This window comes from Pseudomonas uvaldensis, assembly GCF_021271205.1.
Lineage (GTDB): Bacteria > Pseudomonadota > Gammaproteobacteria > Pseudomonadales > Pseudomonadaceae > Aquipseudomonas > Aquipseudomonas uvaldensis.
In genome coordinates, this window is record NZ_JAIWKS010000004.1 from 493,669 (window position 1) to 511,913 (window position 18,245).

Below are 18,245 nucleotides of genomic sequence, written 5' to 3' on the forward strand. Positions count from 1 at the left end.
CATGCCACTTTCCTCCACTTGCGCACACTATAGGAATGCGCCCACCGCACCGTCAAGGCGCGTATTGAAGGAAAAGCCTTATAGATCGGAGATTTAGGAGCGTTTTTTGGAGACCAACGGGAATCTGGCGTAGGATTTTTCACCACAACTCAAATGAACACAGGAAGCTGCGCTCACAAGTTAAAGTGATTTGTTAAGAGTAAGATTTTTTTGGTCTTAGGAATTGCTGCTGCCAGCGATTCTGGCAAGGAGGGAATAAGGTGGAGAGTCGATCTGTAAGCCGGGTTCTGTCTTGAACAGTCATTCGTCTACGATGGCCATCACTGGACATCTTTAGCAACCTACCCGGTCCCAGCGCGGGCCACGCCTTGGGACCCTATTTGGTCTTGCTCCAAGTGGGGTTTACCTAGCCACGAACTGTTGCCAGCCGTGCGGTGCGCTCTTACCGCACCTTTTCACCCTTACCGGCGCCGAAGCGCTTAGGCGGTTATTTTCTGTGGCACTTTCCGTAGGCTCGCGCCTCCCAGGCATTACCTGGCACTTCGCCCTATGGAGCCCGGACTTTCCTCCCCCTTCCAATTTTCATGGAAGGCAGCGACTGTCCGATCGACTCTCCGCCGCGAAGGTTAACGGCAGAGCGCCCGAAGGACAAGCGCTAAAAGCCTTTGGCCACTTCATCTGTCCGGTTTTACCGGGCCTTCTGTTTGTCCAGCGCGACCTGATACAACACATTCTTGCGCTCGCCGGTGATCTGCGCTGCAAGCGCGGCGGCGCGCTTGAGTGGCATTTCCTCGAGCAGCAGGTCCAGGATGCGCATCGCTTCGCCGCTGACAGCCTCGTCATTTTCCGGCGCCGCCCAGCCCGCCACCAACACGACACACTCGCCGCGCTGCTGGTTGCTGTCGCTCTCGACGAAGGCACGCAACTGCGCCAACGGCAGGCCCTTGAGGGTTTCGAAGGTCTTGGTCAACTCGCGGGCCAGCAGTGCCGGACGCTCCGGGCCGAACACCTGCTCCATGTCCTGCAGGCATTCCAGGATGCGATGCGGCGCCTCATAGAAGATCAATGTGCGAGGCTCTTCCTTTATAGCCTCCAGGCGTGCCCGGCGCCCCACGGCCTTGGCTGGCAGGAAACCTTCGAAAATGAAACGGTCCGATGGCAAGCCGGCCGCGGACAACGCTGCGATCAGGGCGCAAGCCCCCGGCACAGGCACCACGTCGATACCGGCCGCCCGGGCCTGGCGCACCAAATGGTAGCCCGGATCGGAAATCAGCGGCGTGCCCGCGTCGGAGATCAGCGCGACGTTTTCGCCCGCCAGCAGGCGAGTGATAAACCGGCTACCCTCGTCCCGCTCGTTATGTTCGTGGCAGGCCGCCAGCGCAGTGGAGATACCGAAATGCTGCAGCAAGCGCTGGGAGTGACGGGTGTCTTCGGCGGCGATCAAGGCAACCTCCCGAAGAATCTTCAACGCCCGGGCGCTGATATCGTCCAGGTTGCCGATGGGCGTCGCCACCACATAAAGCGAGCCGGCGGCGGAATTCAAAGCACCTGGAGCAGTCAAAGCGCATACCTCATGATCGGTGAAAACCGCCATTGTAGCGCGTAGCGGACATCGCGGCTGTTTGTAGCGCGGTGTTGCATGCCGGCCTTTTGTGCTGCACCGCAACATTTGAAATACCTAAATCGTTCGATTCACGCCACTGACATCGCACCCCGGCCGGTGCTTGGGTACAATTCGACGCTAATTTGATCTCGTATCAGGAACATTTACATGATCGCTTGTCTGCGGCTGTTTTCCGCTCTCTGCCTCGCTGCCCTCCTGGCGGCCTGCGCCAGCTCGCCCTCGTCCAGTCTTGGCGAGCTTCCACGGACCCCGGATGCCAGTATCGAGCAACTGCTCGAACAGGCCGCCCAAAGCAAAACGCCGGAAAAAGCCGCCCTGCTGCGCCTGAGCGCCGCCGACCTGGCCTACCGCCAGGGCAATGCCGGCCAATCCGCACAGATCCTGCAACAGGTGCCGATGGAGCAGCTCAAGCCCGGCCAGCAGATCTTCGCCAGCACGCTGTCGGCGGAACTGGCCATGACGCGCAACCAGCCCAAGGCGGCCCTGACCGCCCTGAGCCACCCTAGCCTGCAACACTTGAGCGAGATGCCGGTGGAGCAGCAGGTCCGCACCGGAACCATCCGTGCCCGCGCCCTCGAGGCCGATGGCCAGACGCTGGCGGCTGCCAAGGAGCGAATCTTCATCGCGCCGCTGCTTGAAAAAGAAGCGGCAGCGAAAAACCATGAAGCGATCTGGTCCCTGATCGCCTCCCTGCCTACCGACCAGCTGCAACCGACCACCACCGACGATCTCGGCGGCTGGCTGAGCCTGGCCCGCGCAGTGAAAACCGCCGGCACCCTGGAACAGCAACAGGCCGCCATCGACAGCTGGCGCGAACAGAACCCCAAGCATCCGGCCGCGATCCAACTGCCGACGCCCCTGGTCAAGCTCAAGGAGCTGGCAAGCCAGCCGCTGAGCAAGATCGCCCTGCTACTGCCTCAGAACGGCCAACTGGCCTCAGTTGCCAAGGCCCTGCGCGAAGGCTTCATTGCCGCGCACTACCAGGCTCAACAGGCCGGGCAGAAGCCGCCGAGCATCCAGTTCTACGACAGCTCCAGCCTGACCTCCATGGACGACTTCTACCGCAAGGCCCAGGCCGATGGCGTGCAGCTGGTGGTCGGACCGCTGGAAAAACCGCTGGTCAAGCAGATCAGCACGCGCCCGCAGCTGCCGATCACCACCCTGGCGCTGAACTACAGCGAAGGTGAACAAGGCCCACCCCAACTCTTCCAGTTCGGCCTGGCGCCCGAGGACGAAGCCCGCGAAGTCGCTCGTCGCGCACGCGCCGATGGCCTGCATCGCGCAGCCGTCATGGTGCCAAAGGGCGAATGGGGTGATCGCGTCCTGAAAGCCTTCAGCCAGGACTGGCAGGCCAACGGCGGCACGATCATCGCCATCGAGCGTGTCGACCAGCCGGTGCAACTGGCGCAACAAATCGCCGACATGTTCCAACTGCGCCAGAGCGAGGCTCGCGCCAAGAGCCTGCAGAACACCGTAGGCACCACGGTTGCAGCCCAGCCGTCCCGCCGCCAGGACATCGAATTCATCTTCCTGGCGTCGACTCCGCAACAGGCTCAGCAGATCAAGCCGACCCTGAATTTCCAATACGCCGGCGACGTACCGGTCTATGCGACTTCTTCGGTGTTCAGCGCCAGCGGTGACCAGAACCAGTACAACGACATGAACGGGATTCGCTTCTGCGAAACCCCTTGGCTGCTCGATGCCAACGACCCGCTGCGCCAGCAGGTCAGCGCCCAGTGGCCTCAGGCCGGTGGCAGCCTGGGCCGGTTGTACGCGATGGGCGCGGACGCCTACCGCCTGGCCCCCCGCCTGGGTCAGCTCAAGACTTTGCCGGACAGCCGTATCGAAGGCTTGTCGGGCAGCCTGGCCGTATCGCAATCCCAGCGCGTCCAGCGGCAATTGCCTTGGGCCGAGTTCGTCAACGGACAGGTGCAGCGCCTGCCGGACACCCAGCGCTGATGCCCGAGCGATCGCGCCAGCAGAGCGGACGGGATGCCGAGGGCCTGGCCCTCGCGCACCTCCAGCAACAGGGTCTGCGTCTGGTGGCGCAGAACTGGCTGTGTAAACGCGGCGAGCTTGATCTGGTCATGCTTGACGGCGATACAGTAGTATTTGTCGAAGTCCGCTACAGAAAAAATACCCAATGGGGTGGCGCCCTCGACAGCATCGACTCGCGCAAACGCCAGAAGCTGATTTTTGCCGCGCAGTATTTTCTGCAAAGCGAATCTCGCTGGGCCGATCACCCCTGCCGCTTCGATGTAGTTGCCATCGACAGCAACGCCGATCAGTTGAACTGGCTGCAGAACGCCTTCGACGGTTGAACGGCGGGCCGGACCCTTTTACCCAATTTTTGCTCTTTGCTTTGCGCGCCGCACATGCCTGTGCCGATAAGCCGCGCTACTTAAGGTCACACAGATGGACATGCAATCGCGAATCCGCCAGCTTTTCCAGGCCAGTATCGACACCAAGCAGCAGGCGATGGACGTACTTGCACCGCACATCGAGCAAGCCAGCCAAGTGATGGTCAATGCCCTGCTCAACGAGGGCAAGATGCTATCGTGCGGCAACGGCGGCTCCGCCGGCGATGCCCAGCACTTCTCGTCCGAGCTGCTCAACCGCTTCGAGCGCGAGCGTCCGAGCCTGCCCGCCATCGCACTGACCACGGACAGCTCGACGATCACCTCGATCGCCAATGACTACAGCTACAACGAAGTCTTCTCCAAACAGATTCGCGCCCTGGGCCAGCCCGGCGATGTACTGCTGGCGATTTCCACCAGCGGCAACTCGGCCAATATTATTCAGGCGATCCAGGCCGCACATGATCGCGAAATGATTGTCGTAGCATTGACCGGGCGCGATGGCGGCGGCATGGCCTCATTGCTGTTGCCTGAAGACGTCGAGATTCGCGTGCCGGCCAACGTCACCGCACGTATCCAGGAAGTCCACCTGCTGGCGATCCACTGTCTTTGCGACTTGATCGACAGCCAACTGTTCGGGAGTGAAGAATGACCCCTAATCGCGCGGGCCTTCTGGCCCTGACCCTGTGCCTCGGCATCAGCGGCTGCACCTCGGTGGTTAACGCCAGCCGGGAAGCGCCGATCGAAGACGACCGCGGCACCCGCACCTTCGGCAGCAAGATCGACGACTCCCTGATCGAAACCAAGGCCGGCGTGAACATCGCCAAGGCCGACCCGGCCCTGGACAACAACTCTCACATCGTCGTTACCAGCTTCAACGGTGTCGTGCTGCTGGCCGGCCAGACCCCACGGGAAGACCTCAAGGCCAAGGCCGAGCAGGCTGCCAGCGCCGTACAACGGGTCAAGACCGTGCATAACGAATTGCAGGTGTTGCAGCCCTCCTCTCTGCTGGCGCGCCAGAACGATGCCTGGCTGACCACCAAGATCAAGACCCAGATGCTCACCGATCCCAGCATTCCGGGTTCGCGAATCAAGGTTGTGACGGAGAATGGCATCGTCTATCTGCTGGGTCTGCTGACCAAGCAGGAGGCCGCCCAGGCGACCAATCTGGTGCAGGGGGTTTCCGGGGTGCAGAAGATCGTGAAGTTGTTTGAGTATATTGACTGAGGGTAGTTGCGGTTCTTGATGCTGCGCTTGGCTTGGCTTGGCTTGGCTTGGCTTGGCTTGGCTTGGCTGAAAAACGGTACTTCTTCAGATGGGGAAGTGCCGTTTTTTGTGTGCATATCCGTTTCTTTGGTAACGGCTACTTAGGGTTCCGCCCTTACGGCGGGTCACTTTTGGAAAGCGCCAAAAGTAACCAAAAGCGCTTTGCCCCACCACTGGGCACCTCGCCAAGGCGAGGTGTTCCCTCACTCCGGCATTGCTCCGTGGGCCCGCCGCGAAGGGCCATCCATGGCCCAGCGCGGCTATCCCGGCATCCATGCCGGGATACCCACTACGCAATGCCTGCGTTCGGCCCTTGTGGTTAACGGGGCGTCCAAGATCAAGATCAAGATCAAAAGCAAAAGCAAAAGCAAAAGCAAAAGCAAAAGCCAGAGCGAAAGCGAGGCGGCCTGACGGCTGGCCTGTATCTCCGGCTGTACTTCAATCCAACTGTGGGAGCGAGCCTGCTCGCGATTGCGGTGTATCAGCCAACATCGATGCTGCTGACTTGACGCCATCGCGAGCAGGCTCGCTCCCACAGAAGGCCGGGGCTTGGCGCAAACGTCCTTTGTTGTTAATGACTATCGTGGGTCAACGTTATCCAGCATCTGGTTCGCCAGTAATGAACTCAGTTCTATCAGTTGCTGGATACCCAGCGCCAAATGACGCCGTGAACCGTCCAGATCAAATGCGAGATCGTTGACCATGGCGTCCGCCGAGGACAGGGTTTCGCTCAGATTGGCGAGCAGGCATTCGTTGTCGAGGCCTTTTACAACGGTGAATACCTGGCCCGGTTTTGGTTCGCCTTGGGATTTATCCGGCTTCGGCAGCAAATAGTGATCGAGCACGCGTTTGGTGGTTTTGTCTTGCTGCTTGTCTTTGGATTTTGCGGATTGAGCGGTGGAGTCTGCTTCTGGGGGATTCGGAGTTATTTTGTACATTTTTACGTTCCCTTAAGTTCAGTAGGCAGCTACCGTCTCGCTACTAAACGAAAGGAGGCAGCTGTGCGCAAGTTAGTAGACCGGTAAGGCAACGGAAAACCCGGCGCGCCCGAAGGCGCCATGCGCACAGCCACCATCAGGTGCAGGCGAAGGCCTGACTGATGAGACTCATGCAACCGTTGCAATTACCGGGCTACTAAACCCGACCACTGATGAGCAGTGGCAGGCAAGACAATAGAACCCAGGGACAAGGCGCACAAGCGGGCGGATTCTGGCGTAGTTGTAGGCAAAGGCGCAAGGATGTGTGGGGTTGCGCGGGCAAAATGATCAGGTTGAACATTTATCTCAAGGCATAGGGGAACAGCCCTGAGAGATGCGTCAGCTGTTAGGCCGCCATCGCGAGCAGGCTCGCTCCCACAGTTTGATCGGGTCAGGACCGGAAGAGTCAGGTCGGCCGTCAGGCCGCCTCGCTTTGGCTTTGGCTTTGGCTTTTGATCTTGGACGCCCCGTTAACCACAAGGGCCGAACGCAGGCGTTGCGTAGTGGGCAACCCGGCATGGATGCCGGGTTAGCCGCGCTGGGCCATGGATGGCCCTTCGCGGCGGGCCCACGGAGCAATGCCGGAGTGAGGGAACACCTCGCGTAAGCGAGGTGCCCAGTGGTGGGGCACAGACCTTTTGGTTACTTTTGGGGCGTTTGCCAAAAGTAACCCGCCGTCAGGGCGGAACCGTAAGCAGCCGTTACCGCAGGAATGGATATGCCCTCAATCCCTACTTCACTACCTTAAGACTAGGCCGCCCACTAGGCCGCGGCGGCTCGTCATCCGGCGGCAAATCATCATCCACCTCGTACTCATCCTCGCCATCCAACGGAGTTTCAAGCTCGAAAACCATGCCCTGCCCGTTCTCCCGAGCATAGATCCCGAGGATCGAAGCAATAGGCACATACAGCGTATGCGGCACACCACCGAAACGCCCTTCGAAGCTCACGGCATCGTTATCCATGTGCAAATGGCGCACGGCAGCCGGCGAAACGTTCAGGACAATCTGCCCGTCACTGGCAAACCCCTGTGGCACCTGTACCGACGGGTATTCGGCATTGACCAGCATATGCGGGGTGCAATCGTTGTCCACAATCCACTCGTAGAGCGCGCGGACCAGATAAGGTCGACTGGAGTTCATAGCGGCTCCCTAAGCCTTAGCGCATGTCGCGTTCGACACCAGACAGACTCGCCTGGAAAGTCTCACGCGCAAATTGGCGCTCCATATAATCAAGCAGCGGCTTGGCGGGCCGCGGCAGTTCGATACCCAGGATCGGCAAACGCCAGAGTATGGGCAATAGGCAGCAATCCACCAGACTTTGTTCCTCACTGAGGAAAAACGGCTTGTCGATGAACAGCGGCGACACGCCGGTCAGGCTTTCGCGCAACTCCTTGCGTGCGACTGCCCGCTCTGACTCTTTGGACCGCGGGTCCAGGATCAGGTCAACCAGGCCGCACCAGTCGCGCTGAATGCGATGGATCAGCAAACGACTGTTCGCTCGGGCGACAGGGTACACCGGCAGCAAGGGCGGATGCGGATAGCGCTCATCCAGATATTCCATCACCACGGTCGACTCCCACAATGCCAGGTCGCGGTCGACCAGCGTGGGCAGGCTGCCATAAGGGTTCACTTCGATCAGCTTCGGCGGTTGGCGGCCTGCCTCGACGTAAATGATCTCGGCGCTGACACCTTTCTCTGCCAGTACGATACGTACCCGGTGGGAATAGTGGTCGGCGGGGTCGGAGTAACAGGCCAACCGATTGGTCACGCCCATGGCGATCCTCCTCGCTTGTAGAATTTTTGGAAAAACGGAAAAACGAGCGCGCCCAGAGGGCGCCTCCCGTAACACCTGGTCGACCAGGCTCGTTACACTTTCAGAGACGCCCTTGGGCGCGCGCGATTAACAGCAACGGCTTACAGCTTTATCAATGGACGTCTTTCCAGTATTCACGCTTGAGCAGGTAAGCGAATACGAAGAAGAACGCCAGGTACAGCAATACATAAGTACCGATGCGCTGATGCTCCAGCTTCACCGGGTTGGCCGAGTAGGCCAGGAAGGTCACCAGGTTCTTGACCTTCTCATCGAACTGCTCGGGCGTCAGGCTGCCGGTATTTGGCACGATGGTCAACTGGTCGCAGGCTTCATGGGTCAAAGCCGTGCCGGTCAGCGGATCGAATTGCTTCTTGCCGTTTTCGACGATCTGAACCTGCTTGCAGCCTACCACCTGGCGACCTTGCAGGTTGGCCAGGACGTTGGGCATGCCGACGTTCGGGAAGACCTTGTTATTCACGCCCCATGGACGCGCAGGGTCTTCATAGAACGAACGCAGGTAACCGTAGAGCCAGTCGGTTCCACGCACACGGGCAACCAGGGTCAGGTCAGGCGGCGCGGCGCCGAACCAGGTCTTGGCATCTGCCGGCTGCATGCCGATGTTCATGTGGTCGCCCAGCTTGGCACCGGTGAACACCAGCTTCTCGAGCATCATGTCAGGGGGAATGCCCAGGTCATTGGCCACGCGCTCGTAACGCTGGAACTTGGCACTGTGGCAACCCATGCAATAGTTGGCGAACGTCCGGGCACCGTCCTGCATGGCGGCTTTATCGGACACGTCGATGTCGACTTTTTCCAGTTCTGGACCACCGTGTTCGGCCGCGAAGGACAGGACAGGCAGAGCAGCAAGAATCAGTGCAGCGAATAGTTTTTTCATCAGCCAGTCACCCTTTCCGGAACCGGTTTTGTCTTCTCGAGCCGGGTATAGAACGGCATCAGAATGAAGTAGGCGAAGTACAGGAAGGTGCAGACCTGCGACAGCAACGTACGACCCGGCGTAGGTGCCAGTACGCCCAGCACACCCAGGATCACGAACGAGATGCAGAACACCACCAGCCAGATCCGGCTCAGCCAGCCCTTGTAGCGCATGGACTTGACGGGACTGCGGTCCAGCCATGGCAGCACGAACAGTACGGCGATGGCCGCGCCCATGGCGATGACACCCAGCAGCTTGTCCGGAACCGCACGCAGGATCGCGTAGAACGGTGTGAAGTACCACACTGGGGCGATGTGCTCAGGGGTCTTGAACGCGTTCGCCTGCTCGAAGTTCGGCTTCTCGAGGAAGTAGCCACCCATCTCAGGGAAGAAGAACACGATGGAGCAGAAGATGAACAGGAAGACCACTACGCCAACGATGTCTTTCACGGTGTAGTACGGGTGGAAGGCGATGCCATCCAGCGGTACGCCGTTTTCGTCCTTGAGCTTCTTGATGTCCACGCCGTCCGGGTTGTTCGAACCCACTTCGTGCAACGCCAGGATGTGCAGCACCACCAGGCCGAGGATCACGATCGGCAGGGCCACTACATGCAGGGCGAAGAAGCGGTTCAGGGTAATACCGGAGATCAGGTAGTCACCACGGATCCACTGGGTCAGGTCGTCGCCGATGACGGGAATCGCACCGAACAGCGAGATGATCACCTGGGCACCCCAGTAGGACATCTGGCCCCATGGCAGCAGGTAACCCATGAAGGCTTCGGCCATCAGCGCCAGGTAGATCAGCATGCCGAAGACCCATACCAGCTCGCGGGGTTTCTGATACGAACCGTAGAGCAGGCCACGGAACATATGCAGGTAAACCACGATAAAGAACGCCGAGGCACCGGTGGAGTGCAGCAGGCGCAGGATCGAGCCGTACTCGACGTCGCGCATGATGTACTCGACGGAAGCGAACGCTTCTTCCGCCGACGGGGTGTAGCTCATGGTCAGCCAGACACCGGTTACGATCTGGTTGACCAGAACGAGCAGTGCCAGGGAGCCGAAGAAATAGAAGAAGTTGAAGTTCTTTGGAGCGTAATACTTGCTGAGATGGTCTTCCCACATTTTGGTCGCGGGAAAGCGCGCATCAAACCAGTCCATTAATTTGCTCATCACGCTTTCTCCATATCGACGCCAACGACAATGATATCGTCCGACTCATAGGAATGCGGGGGAACTGGCAGGTTCAGAGGTGCAGGCTGCGACTTGTAGACGCGACCGGCCAGGTCATAGTGGGAGCCGTGGCAAGGGCAGAAATAACCACCGACCCAATCCTTGCCCAGATCGGCAGGGGCCACTTCGGGACGGAACGTCGGCGAGCACCCCAAGTGCGTGCAGATGCCGATCAACAGCAGAACATCTGGCTTGATCGAACGGGTCTTCGGGTCCACGTAGGTTGGTTGCGTCGAGCTCTTGGAGTCGGGGTCGGACAACTGCCCCTCGATCTTTTTCAGATTCCCCAGAATTTCTTCTGTACGGCGGACGATGAACACCGGCTGGCCGCGCCATTCAGCAATCATCTGCTGGCCTGGCTCGATCTTGCTGACATTCACTTTCACCGGTGCACCTGCAGCTTTCGCCTTGGCACTGGGAAACCATGACCCCACGAACGGGACCGCAGCCCCCACCGCCCCTGCAGCACCCACCACGGATGTGGCTGCTACCAGGAAGCGACGCCGGCCTGCATTCACGCCGTCATTGCTCATTCAGTCCTCTCCCATCAGCTTTGTGGCCTGTTGAACCAGGCGTCTACTAAGTAAAAATCTGAACTTATAAAAATTTTGCCGAATGGTAATGAAAACCCCCAATTCTGACAAGGTAATTACCGAGCGGCGATACCGCCAAGCCTTGTAGTATAGGGGCTCCACGGATGTGGCAAGTTGTCACAGTAAATTATTTTGCCCATAAAAAAACGCCCGGTTCCGTGAGGAACTGGGCGTTCTTTTGAACGCGAGAGCGAATTAACGCTTCGAGTACTGTGGACGCTTACGCGCTTTACGCAGACCGACTTTCTTACGTTCAACTTCACGAGCATCGCGAGTCACGAAGCCAGCTTTACGCAGCGGGCTGCGCAGAGTCTCGTCGTAGTCCATCAGGGCGCGAGTGATGCCGTGGCGGATTGCGCCAGCCTGACCACTTACACCACCACCGATAACGGTGACGTAGATGTCGAACTTCTCGACGGTCTCGGTCAGCTCCAGTGGCTGGCGAACAACCATGCGAGCGGTTTCGCGGCCGAAGAAGCTATCCAGGGAACGATTGTTGATGGAGATGTTACCAGTGCCCGGACGCAGGAAAACGCGTGCGGTTGCAGTCTTGCGACGGCCAGTGCCGTAATTTTGAGTCGCCGACATAATGAACTATTCCGTTAAAACTTCAGTTCTTGGGGCTGCTGAGCAGTATGAGGGTGAGCAGCGCCCGCATAAACCTTCAGCTTACGATACATGTCGCGACCCAGCGGGTTCTTAGGCAGCATGCCTTTAACCGCGGTCTCGATCACGCGCTCAGGGGCTTTGGCGATCAGCTTTTCAAAGTTGATCGACTTGATGCCACCAGGAAAACCGGAGTGGGAGTAGTACATCTTGTCAGAGGTCTTGGCACCCGTCACACGTACCTGCTCGGCGTTGATCACAACGATGTAATCACCGGTGTCGACGTGAGGAGTGTACTCAGGCTTGTGCTTGCCACGCAGACGGCTCGCGATTTCGGTGGCCAGACGACCCAGGGTCTGACCAGCAGCGTCGACGACGAACCAGTCGCGCTTTACTGTTTCCGGTTTAGCAGTAAAAGTTTTCATTCTTTATAGCCTCAGGGGCCGCCCTGTAAATTAGACGGCGGATCTTACTGAATAGTGCGTACTTTGACAAGTCAAAGGCAGCCGGATACAGACGCTTTCGGGGGCTCGGGTCGGCGCGTCCGTTCAACGGCAAGATTCTTCGGCGGCGGGGCATCACTTCCACTGCAGAAAGAGGTGCGCAATTATGCAGATTGCGAAAAATAATTCAACCTGCTTTTATGATTGCTTTGCCCAAGGAGTCCCCGATGGACTATCGCCAGCTAGGCCGTACCGATCTCAACGTGAGCGCCCTGTGTCTTGGAACCATGACCTGGGGCGAGCAGAACAGCGAGGCCGAGGCCTTCGCCCAGATCGAACGCGCCAAGGGTGCAGGCATCAATTTCATCGACACCGCCGAAATGTACCCGGTCCCGCCGAAGGCCGAGACCTATGCCACCACCGAACGCTACATCGGCAACTACTTCAAGAGCCGTGGCGACCGCGCCGACTGGATCCTGGCGAGCAAGATCGCAGGCCCCGGCAACACCATCGACTACATTCGCGACAAGAACCTCAAGCACAACCGCCGTCATATCACCGAGGCGCTGGACGCCAGCCTCAAGCGCCTGCAGACCGACTGGATCGATCTCTATCAACTGCATTGGCCGGAGCGCAGCACCAATTTCTTCGGACAGCTGGGCTATCAGCACAAAGCCGATGAAGATTTCACTCCGCTGGAGGAAACCCTCGAAGCCCTGGACGAACAAGTCCGCGCCGGCAAGATCCGCCACATCGGTCTGTCCAACGAGACGCCATGGGGCACCATGAAATTCCTCGCCCTGGCCGAAGCCCGTGGCTGGCCGCGAGCCGTCTCGATCCAGAATCCGTACAACCTGCTCAACCGCAGCTTTGAAATCGGCCTGTCGGAAATCGCGATCCGTGAACAGTGCGGGCTGCTGGCCTACTCCCCCTTGGCGTTCGGCTTCCTGTCGGGCAAATATGAAGGCGGTGCCCGACCTCCCAAGGGCCGCCTGACGCTCTACAGCCGCTTCGCGCGTTACTTCAATCCGCAGTCGGAAGCGGCGTGCAGCCGTTATGTAGCGCTGGCTCGCGAACATGGCCTGGACCCGGCGCAGATGGCCCTGGCGTTCGTCACCCGGCAGCCGTTCGTGACCAGCAACATCATTGGCGCCACGACGCTGGAACAACTGGACAGCAACATCGCCAGCCTCGACCTGAAGCTGTCGAATGAGGTTCTGGCGGGAATCGAGGCGATCCACAAAGATCATCCGAACCCGGCGCCTTGATCGCCTGACAGACCCAATCGCAAGCAGGCTCGCTCCCACGGTAGACCGCGCTCTGTCATTAGACGGCGATCCAATGTGGGAGCGAGCCTGCTCGCGATAGCGATCTCAGGTTCGCGCCGAATTCAAAGCGACCGCGCAACGATCTCCTTCATGATCTCATTGGTCCCGGCATAGATCCGCTGCACCCGCGCATCGGCCCATGCCCGGGCAATCGGGTATTCCCACATGAAGCCATAGCCGCCGTGCAGTTGCACGCACTCGTCGAGCACCTTGCATTGCAAGTCAGTGCCCCAGTACTTCGCCATCGCCGCCGTCGGCACGTCGAGTTTGCCTTGCAGGTGCAGTTCCAGACAGCGGTCGACGAAGACCCGACCGATCTGGATTTCGGTGGCCATCTCCGCCAGCTTGAAGCGGGTGTTCTGGAAGTCCGCGATGGACTTGCCGAATGCCTTGCGATCACGGGTGTAATCCAGCGTCCACTGTAGCGCCGCCTCGGCCGAGGCCAGGCCGCCGATGGCCACAGTCAAGCGTTCCTGAGGCAGCTCCTGCATCAGGTAGGCAAATCCCATTCCGGCCTGCCCCAGAAGATTTTCCTTTGGCACGCGAACATCCTGAAAGAACAACTCCGAGGTGTCCTGGGCTTTCATGCCGACCTTTTCCAGGCGCTTGCCTTTTTCGAAGCCGGGCGTGCCCGATTCCACCAGGAACAGACTGGTGCCCTTGGCGCCGGCTTTCGGGTCGGTCTTGGCCACCACGATGACCAGGTCGGCCAGGTAGCCATTGGTGATGAAGGTCTTCGAACCGTTGATGACATAGTCATCCCCGTCCAGTACCGCCGTGGTCTTCACGCCTTGCAGATCGGAACCGGCACCCGGCTCGGTCATGGCAATGGCTGTGACCATTTCACCGGAGATCAACTTGGGCAGGTACTTGTGCTTCAGTGCTTCGCTGCCGTAATGCAGGATGTAGGGCGCAACAATGTCGGAGTGCAACGAAAAGCCGATACCCGTCAGCCCAAGGCGACCGATTTCCTCGATCACCACGGCGCTGTAGAGAAAGTCTGCTTCCAACCCGCCGTAAGCCTGCGGCAAATGGGAGCACAACATGCCCGCCTCCCCTGCCTTGTTCCAGAGCTGGCGGTCGACATGCCCCTGTTTTTCCCACTGGCTGTGGTACGGCACGGCTTCTTTTTCAAGGAAGGTTCGTACGCTGTCACGGAACAATTCGTGTTCGGGACTGAACAGGGTTCTTGGGATCATGACGCACCATTCATTATTGTTGGGGGTGGTTATCCAACAGAGCCTAAGCTCGGGAGGCGTGACGGGACACTGGACACATCCGACAAAAAATAAGACGATCCAGCCGTCTGGTGACCACTATCCCTTATAAAAATAAAAGTTGAATTATGTCCAAGCACGTCTCCACGCCCTTGCGGCGCGTCAGCATCCTGGCAATCGATCGGGTCTTCGCTTCCACCCTCATGCAAGCCAAGGATTTTTTCCATCTCGCCAGTCTGCGCTATGGCAAACAACTGGGCCATGGCCTGACGCCGGCGTTCGAAACCCGCCTTGTCAGCCCCGATGGCAAACCGGTGAACAGCTTCAGCGACGTGATCATGCCGGTAGACAGCGGTCTGGAAGATACCGATGTGATTATCCTGCCGGCGTTCTGGGATGATTTCCCCGCCCTTTGCCTGCGCTATCCCCAAATCCTGCCCTGGCTGCGAGACCAGCATGCCCGCGGTGCGGTGCTGTGCGGCGAAGCCACCGGTGTGTTCTGGCTGGCCGAGGCCGGATTGCTCGACGGCAAGGAAGCAACCACCTATTGGCGCTTCTTCAACGCGTTCAAGGAGCGTTTTCCGAAGGTTCACCTGAATCAGGACAAGCACCTGACCGACGCCGACAACCTGTTCTGTGCCGGTGGCACCACCTCGGCCTGCGACCTGTACATTTACCTCATCGAACGCTTCTGCGGCGCCAACGTGGCCCAGGCGGTGGCGCGGGACATCCTGTATGAAGTACAGCGCAACTATTCGCCGGGCCGAATCGGCTTCGGCGGCCAGAAGCTGCATCAGGACGTGATCATCCTGCAGATCCAGCAATGGCTCGAAGAGCACTTCGCCGACAAGTTCCGCTTCGAGGACGTCGCCCGGGAACATGGCATGAGCATCCGCAATTTCATGCGCCGCTTCCAGACCGCCACGGGAGACAAGCCCCTGCATTACCTGCAGCGACTGCGCATCGAAACGGCCAAGGGCCTGCTATCCGGCAGCCGTAAGAGCATCAAGACCATCAGCTATGAAGTCGGCTACGACGATGCGAGCTTTTTCGCACGGCTGTTCCGGCAACATACCGATCTGTCGCCGAACCAGTATCGTCAGCAGTTTCAGCAGGCGGCGTAGGACAGAAAATTACACACAACCCAATGTGGGAGCGGGCTTGCTCGCGAAAGCGGTATATCAGTTAGGCATGTATTGCCTGACAAACCGCTTTCGCGAGCAAGCCCGCTCCCACAAAAAAGCCTGCAATTGCAGGCTCTTTTCAGGTTTGGAAACGCTTACGGCTTGTGCGCCCGCGCCAGGAACTCATGGGACTGCATTTCCAGCAGGCGGCTCAGCGTCCGCTGGAACTCGAAGGTCAGGCGACCACCGGTGTAGAGGTCCTTGAGCTCGACTTCGGCCGAGATGATCAGCTTCACGTTGCGGTCGTAGAACTCGTCCACCATGTTGATGAAGCGGCGAGCGATGTCGTCGGTGGTGACGCTCATCTGTTCGACGCCACTGAGCAACACGGCGTGAAAGATCTTGCCCAGTTCGATGTAGTCGTTCTGGCTGCGAGGGCCGTCGCACAGCTCGCGGAAATCGAACCAGGCCACGTCGTCACAGGTGCGGATGGCACGGATCTCGCGATTTTCGATGATCAGCACGTCGTTCTCGACCGCCTGGGTGCATTCCGGCGTGAGGGCACGGAAGCTCTTGCGCAGGCTTTCTTCGGCGGCAGCGTCGAGCGGAAAATGGAACAGCTCCGCTTGCTCGAGATGACGCAGGCGATAGTCGACGCCACTGTCGACGTTGACGATTTCGGTGTGTTCCTTGATCAACGCGATGGCCGGCAGGAAGCGCGCCCGTTGCAGACCGTCCTTGTACAGACCGTCCGGCACGATGTTCGAGGTGGCGACCAGGGTCACGCCGTTCCTGAACAACTCTTCCATCAAAGTGCCGAGAATCATGGCATCGGTGATATCGGACACGAAGAACTCATCGAAGCAGATCACCCGCGTCTCGCTGGCGAAACGCTTGGCGATGATCGTCAACGGGTTCTTCTCGCCACCCAGGGTCTTCATCTCTTCATGCACACGCTTCATGAAGCGGTGGAAGTGCGTCCGGGTCTTTTCCTTGAAGGGCAACGCTTCGAAGAAGGTGTCCACCAGGTAGGTCTTGCCACGGCCCACGCCACCCCAGAAGTACAGGCCCTTGACCGGCGCCAGGTCCTTCTTGCCGAACAGTTTGCCCAACAAGCCCGGCTTGTTGTTCGAAGCGGCGATCAGGTCGTCGTACAGGCGCTGCAAATGCCGCACTGCCGTTTCCTGGGCTGCGTCGTGGAAGAACTCCGGGCGTTTCAGATCAGCTTGATATCGTTCTAGGGGTGTCATATTCGTTAGCAAGGCAACAAAAACGGGCGGTCACTGTAGCGACGCCCCAGAGGAATGGCAATCGGCCCTTATTCGGGCCGATGGTCGGGTGAAGCTTCGGATCAATCCTGTGCAGGTCTCAGTGCAACGCGCAACGCCTCGATCGCCGCGTCTCGAGCGGCAGCGTCAGCGAAGTCCGGGCTGTCCGCCACGCATTCGCCTTCGAGCCAGACGCTGAAAGACAGCGCTTCGCTGCGCACATCGAGGGGTTGGCCGGATTGCAATTGCTTGGTCACCTGGCCGGCCGTCTTGCCGTCGGCAAAATGGCGAGACAACAGCAACTGCTCGCCATCGGCGGCCAGCAAACGGAAGCGGAAACTGCCATCGTCTTCGCGGAAGCTGACGAAGCGCGCGGCCTTCGCCGTCTTCTTTTTCGTGCTGGCGGCCACCTGGACCTGGCTCACGAACGAACGCAGGCCAACGGCCTCGCGCAGTTCGTTGAGGAACGGTGTCGCCACGGCCCGGGCTTTTTTCGCGCCCAGTTGCAGCAGATCTTCCAGGTCCGCAGGGCGCTCGATCAATTGGTGGTAGCGTTCGCGGGCTTCACCCAACTGGTTGTCGAGCAACTGGAACAGGCGGTTCTTGGCCTCACCCCAACCCAGGCCTTGCAGCAGTTCGCTACGGAACTCAGCGGACTGCGACGGGGTAGCGAAGGCCTGGAACAGTGTGAACAGGTGCGAATTGTCCGGATCCTTGGCTTCACCCGGCGCACGGGAGTCCGTGACGATCCGCGAAATCGCGTCCTTCATGTCCTTGGCGCTGCTGAACAATGGGATGGTGTTGTCGTAGCTCTTGGACATCTTGCGCCCATCGAGGCCCGGCAGCGTGGCGACGGTTTCTTCGATCAGCGCCTCGGGCAGGGTGAAAAACTCCTTCCCCTGGCCGAACAGATGGTTGAAACGCTGGCCGATGTCCCGTGCCATTTCCACATGCTGGATCTGGTCGCGACCGACCGGCACTTTGTGGGCGTTGAACATCAGAATATCGGCGGCCATCAGCACCGGGTAGCTGTACAGGCCCATGGTGATGCCGGCGTCCGGGTCTTCGCCGGCCTCGACATTCTTGTCCACCGAGGCCTTGTAGGCATGGGCGCGGTTGAGCAGGCCCTTGGCGGCGACGCAGGTCAGCAGCCAGGTCAACTCTGGAATTTCGGGAATATCGGACTGGCGATAGAACGTCACGCGTTCCACATCCAGGCCGCCGGCCAGCCAGGTCGCGGCGATTTCCAGGCGCGAACGCTGGATGCGCAGCGGATCATCGCACTTGATCAGGGCGTGGTAGTCCGCCAGGAAGTAGAACGAATCGGCGTTGCTGTCGCGGCTGGCGAGGATCGCCGGACGGATGGCGCCGGCGTAGTTACCCAGGTGCGGGGTGCCAGTGGTGGTGATGCCGGTCAGGATGCGGGTACGAGTCGTCATGGGTTATCGCTTGTCAGACTGC

General features: G+C 59.3%; 19 protein-coding genes and 1 other RNA gene. 7 read left to right on the plus strand and 13 right to left on the minus strand.

Annotated elements, in window-relative coordinates; all coding sequences use genetic code 11:
• Positions 1–260 precede the first annotated feature (260 nt).
• Together rnpB and rsmI are read right to left on the minus strand one after the other, a co-directional pair.
• Positions 261–614: RNase P RNA component class A (rnpB, locus tag LCU97_RS11910), an RNA gene on the minus strand.
• Positions 615–688: 74 nt separating this feature from the next.
• Positions 689–1,594, minus strand: coding sequence for a 16S rRNA (cytidine(1402)-2'-O)-methyltransferase (gene rsmI, locus LCU97_RS11915; RefSeq protein ID WP_232776490.1), 906 nt, complete (start codon positions 1,592–1,594; stop codon positions 689–691).
• Positions 1,595–1,771: 177 nt separating this feature from the next.
• On the opposite strand from rsmI, the gene LCU97_RS11920 reads away from it, so the two are divergent.
• From LCU97_RS11920 to LCU97_RS11940, 5 genes are all read left to right on the plus strand, one after another.
• Positions 1,772–3,583 (plus strand): penicillin-binding protein activator, encoded by a 1,812-nt coding sequence (locus tag LCU97_RS11920; protein WP_053146451.1) that lies wholly within the window; start codon positions 1,772–1,774, stop codon positions 3,581–3,583.
• Positions 3,583–3,945 (plus strand): YraN family protein, encoded by a 363-nt coding sequence (locus LCU97_RS11925; RefSeq protein WP_053146454.1) that lies wholly within the window; start codon positions 3,583–3,585, stop codon positions 3,943–3,945. Before LCU97_RS11920 ends, LCU97_RS11925 begins: the two co-directional genes overlap by 1 nt.
• A 94-nt stretch (positions 3,946–4,039) precedes the next feature.
• Positions 4,040–4,633 (plus strand): phosphoheptose isomerase, encoded by a 594-nt coding sequence (locus LCU97_RS11930; RefSeq protein ID WP_007928463.1) that lies wholly within the window; start codon positions 4,040–4,042, stop codon positions 4,631–4,633.
• On the plus strand, positions 4,630–5,208 hold the full coding sequence (locus tag LCU97_RS11935; RefSeq protein WP_053146456.1) for a BON domain-containing protein: 579 nt from the start codon (positions 4,630–4,632) through the stop codon (positions 5,206–5,208). Before LCU97_RS11930 ends, LCU97_RS11935 begins: the two co-directional genes overlap by 4 nt.
• A gap of 285 nt (positions 5,209–5,493) precedes the next feature.
• Positions 5,494–5,658, plus strand: a complete 165-nt coding sequence (locus LCU97_RS11940) for a hypothetical protein (RefSeq protein WP_232776491.1) — start codon at positions 5,494–5,496, stop codon at positions 5,656–5,658.
• Positions 5,659–5,825: 167 nt separating this feature from the next.
• Here the strand turns inward: LCU97_RS11940 and LCU97_RS11945 are convergent, their stop codons facing one another.
• From LCU97_RS11945 to rplM, 8 genes are all read right to left on the minus strand, one after another.
• Positions 5,826–6,185 carry a DUF6124 family protein gene (locus LCU97_RS11945; protein ID WP_232776492.1) on the minus strand — a complete coding sequence of 120 codons (360 nt, stop codon included), beginning with the start codon at positions 6,183–6,185 and terminating at the stop codon, positions 5,826–5,828.
• Positions 6,186–6,955: 770 nt separating this feature from the next.
• Entirely contained in the window at positions 6,956–7,366 is a 411-nt protein-coding gene (locus LCU97_RS11950) for a ClpXP protease specificity-enhancing factor (RefSeq protein ID WP_053146462.1), read from the minus strand.
• A 16-nt stretch (positions 7,367–7,382) separates the two neighbouring features.
• Positions 7,383–8,000, minus strand: a complete 618-nt coding sequence (locus LCU97_RS11955) for a glutathione S-transferase N-terminal domain-containing protein (protein WP_232776493.1) — start codon at positions 7,998–8,000, stop codon at positions 7,383–7,385.
• A gap of 151 nt (positions 8,001–8,151) precedes the next feature.
• A complete protein-coding gene (locus LCU97_RS11960; RefSeq protein ID WP_053146466.1) occupies positions 8,152–8,934 on the minus strand; it encodes a cytochrome c1 in 783 nt (260 codons plus the stop codon).
• Positions 8,934–10,145: a cytochrome b gene (locus LCU97_RS11965; RefSeq protein ID WP_053146468.1), complete on the minus strand. Its 1,212-nt coding sequence runs from the start codon at positions 10,143–10,145 to the stop codon at positions 8,934–8,936. The genes LCU97_RS11960 and LCU97_RS11965 overlap by 1 nt, the downstream gene beginning before the upstream one ends.
• A complete protein-coding gene (petA, locus tag LCU97_RS11970; RefSeq protein WP_053146470.1) occupies positions 10,145–10,738 on the minus strand; it encodes a ubiquinol-cytochrome c reductase iron-sulfur subunit in 594 nt (197 codons plus the stop codon). Before petA ends, LCU97_RS11965 begins: the two co-directional genes overlap by 1 nt.
• A gap of 255 nt (positions 10,739–10,993) precedes the next feature.
• A complete protein-coding gene (rpsI, locus tag LCU97_RS11975) occupies positions 10,994–11,386 on the minus strand; it encodes a 30S ribosomal protein S9 (protein ID WP_053146472.1) in 393 nt (130 codons plus the stop codon).
• A gap of 14 nt (positions 11,387–11,400) precedes the next feature.
• Complete coding sequence (gene rplM, locus LCU97_RS11980; RefSeq protein ID WP_053146474.1) at positions 11,401–11,829, minus strand: 50S ribosomal protein L13; 429 nt, start codon at positions 11,827–11,829, stop codon at positions 11,401–11,403.
• 245 nt (positions 11,830–12,074) lie between these two features.
• Between rplM and LCU97_RS11985 the strand changes: the two genes are divergently transcribed.
• Complete coding sequence (locus LCU97_RS11985) at positions 12,075–13,115, plus strand: NADP(H)-dependent aldo-keto reductase (protein ID WP_053146476.1); 1,041 nt, start codon at positions 12,075–12,077, stop codon at positions 13,113–13,115.
• Between the two features lie 122 nt (positions 13,116–13,237).
• On the opposite strand, the gene LCU97_RS11990 is transcribed toward LCU97_RS11985, so the two are convergent.
• Entirely contained in the window at positions 13,238–14,374 is a 1,137-nt protein-coding gene (locus LCU97_RS11990) for an acyl-CoA dehydrogenase family protein (protein ID WP_232776494.1), read from the minus strand.
• Between the two features lie 221 nt (positions 14,375–14,595).
• Here LCU97_RS11990 and LCU97_RS11995 point away from each other — a divergent pair, with 221 nt between their 5' ends.
• Positions 14,596–15,516 (plus strand): GlxA family transcriptional regulator, encoded by a 921-nt coding sequence (locus tag LCU97_RS11995; protein WP_232776563.1) that lies wholly within the window; start codon positions 14,596–14,598, stop codon positions 15,514–15,516.
• Between the two features lie 155 nt (positions 15,517–15,671).
• Here the strand turns inward: LCU97_RS11995 and zapE are convergent, their stop codons facing one another.
• Positions 15,672–16,766, minus strand: coding sequence for a cell division protein ZapE (gene zapE / locus LCU97_RS12000; protein ID WP_053146481.1), 1,095 nt, complete (start codon positions 16,764–16,766; stop codon positions 15,672–15,674).
• 101 nt (positions 16,767–16,867) lie between these two features.
• Positions 16,868–18,223, minus strand: a complete 1,356-nt coding sequence (locus tag LCU97_RS12005; RefSeq protein WP_232776495.1) for a tryptophan--tRNA ligase — start codon at positions 18,221–18,223, stop codon at positions 16,868–16,870.
• Between the last annotated feature and the right edge of the window lie 22 nt (positions 18,224–18,245).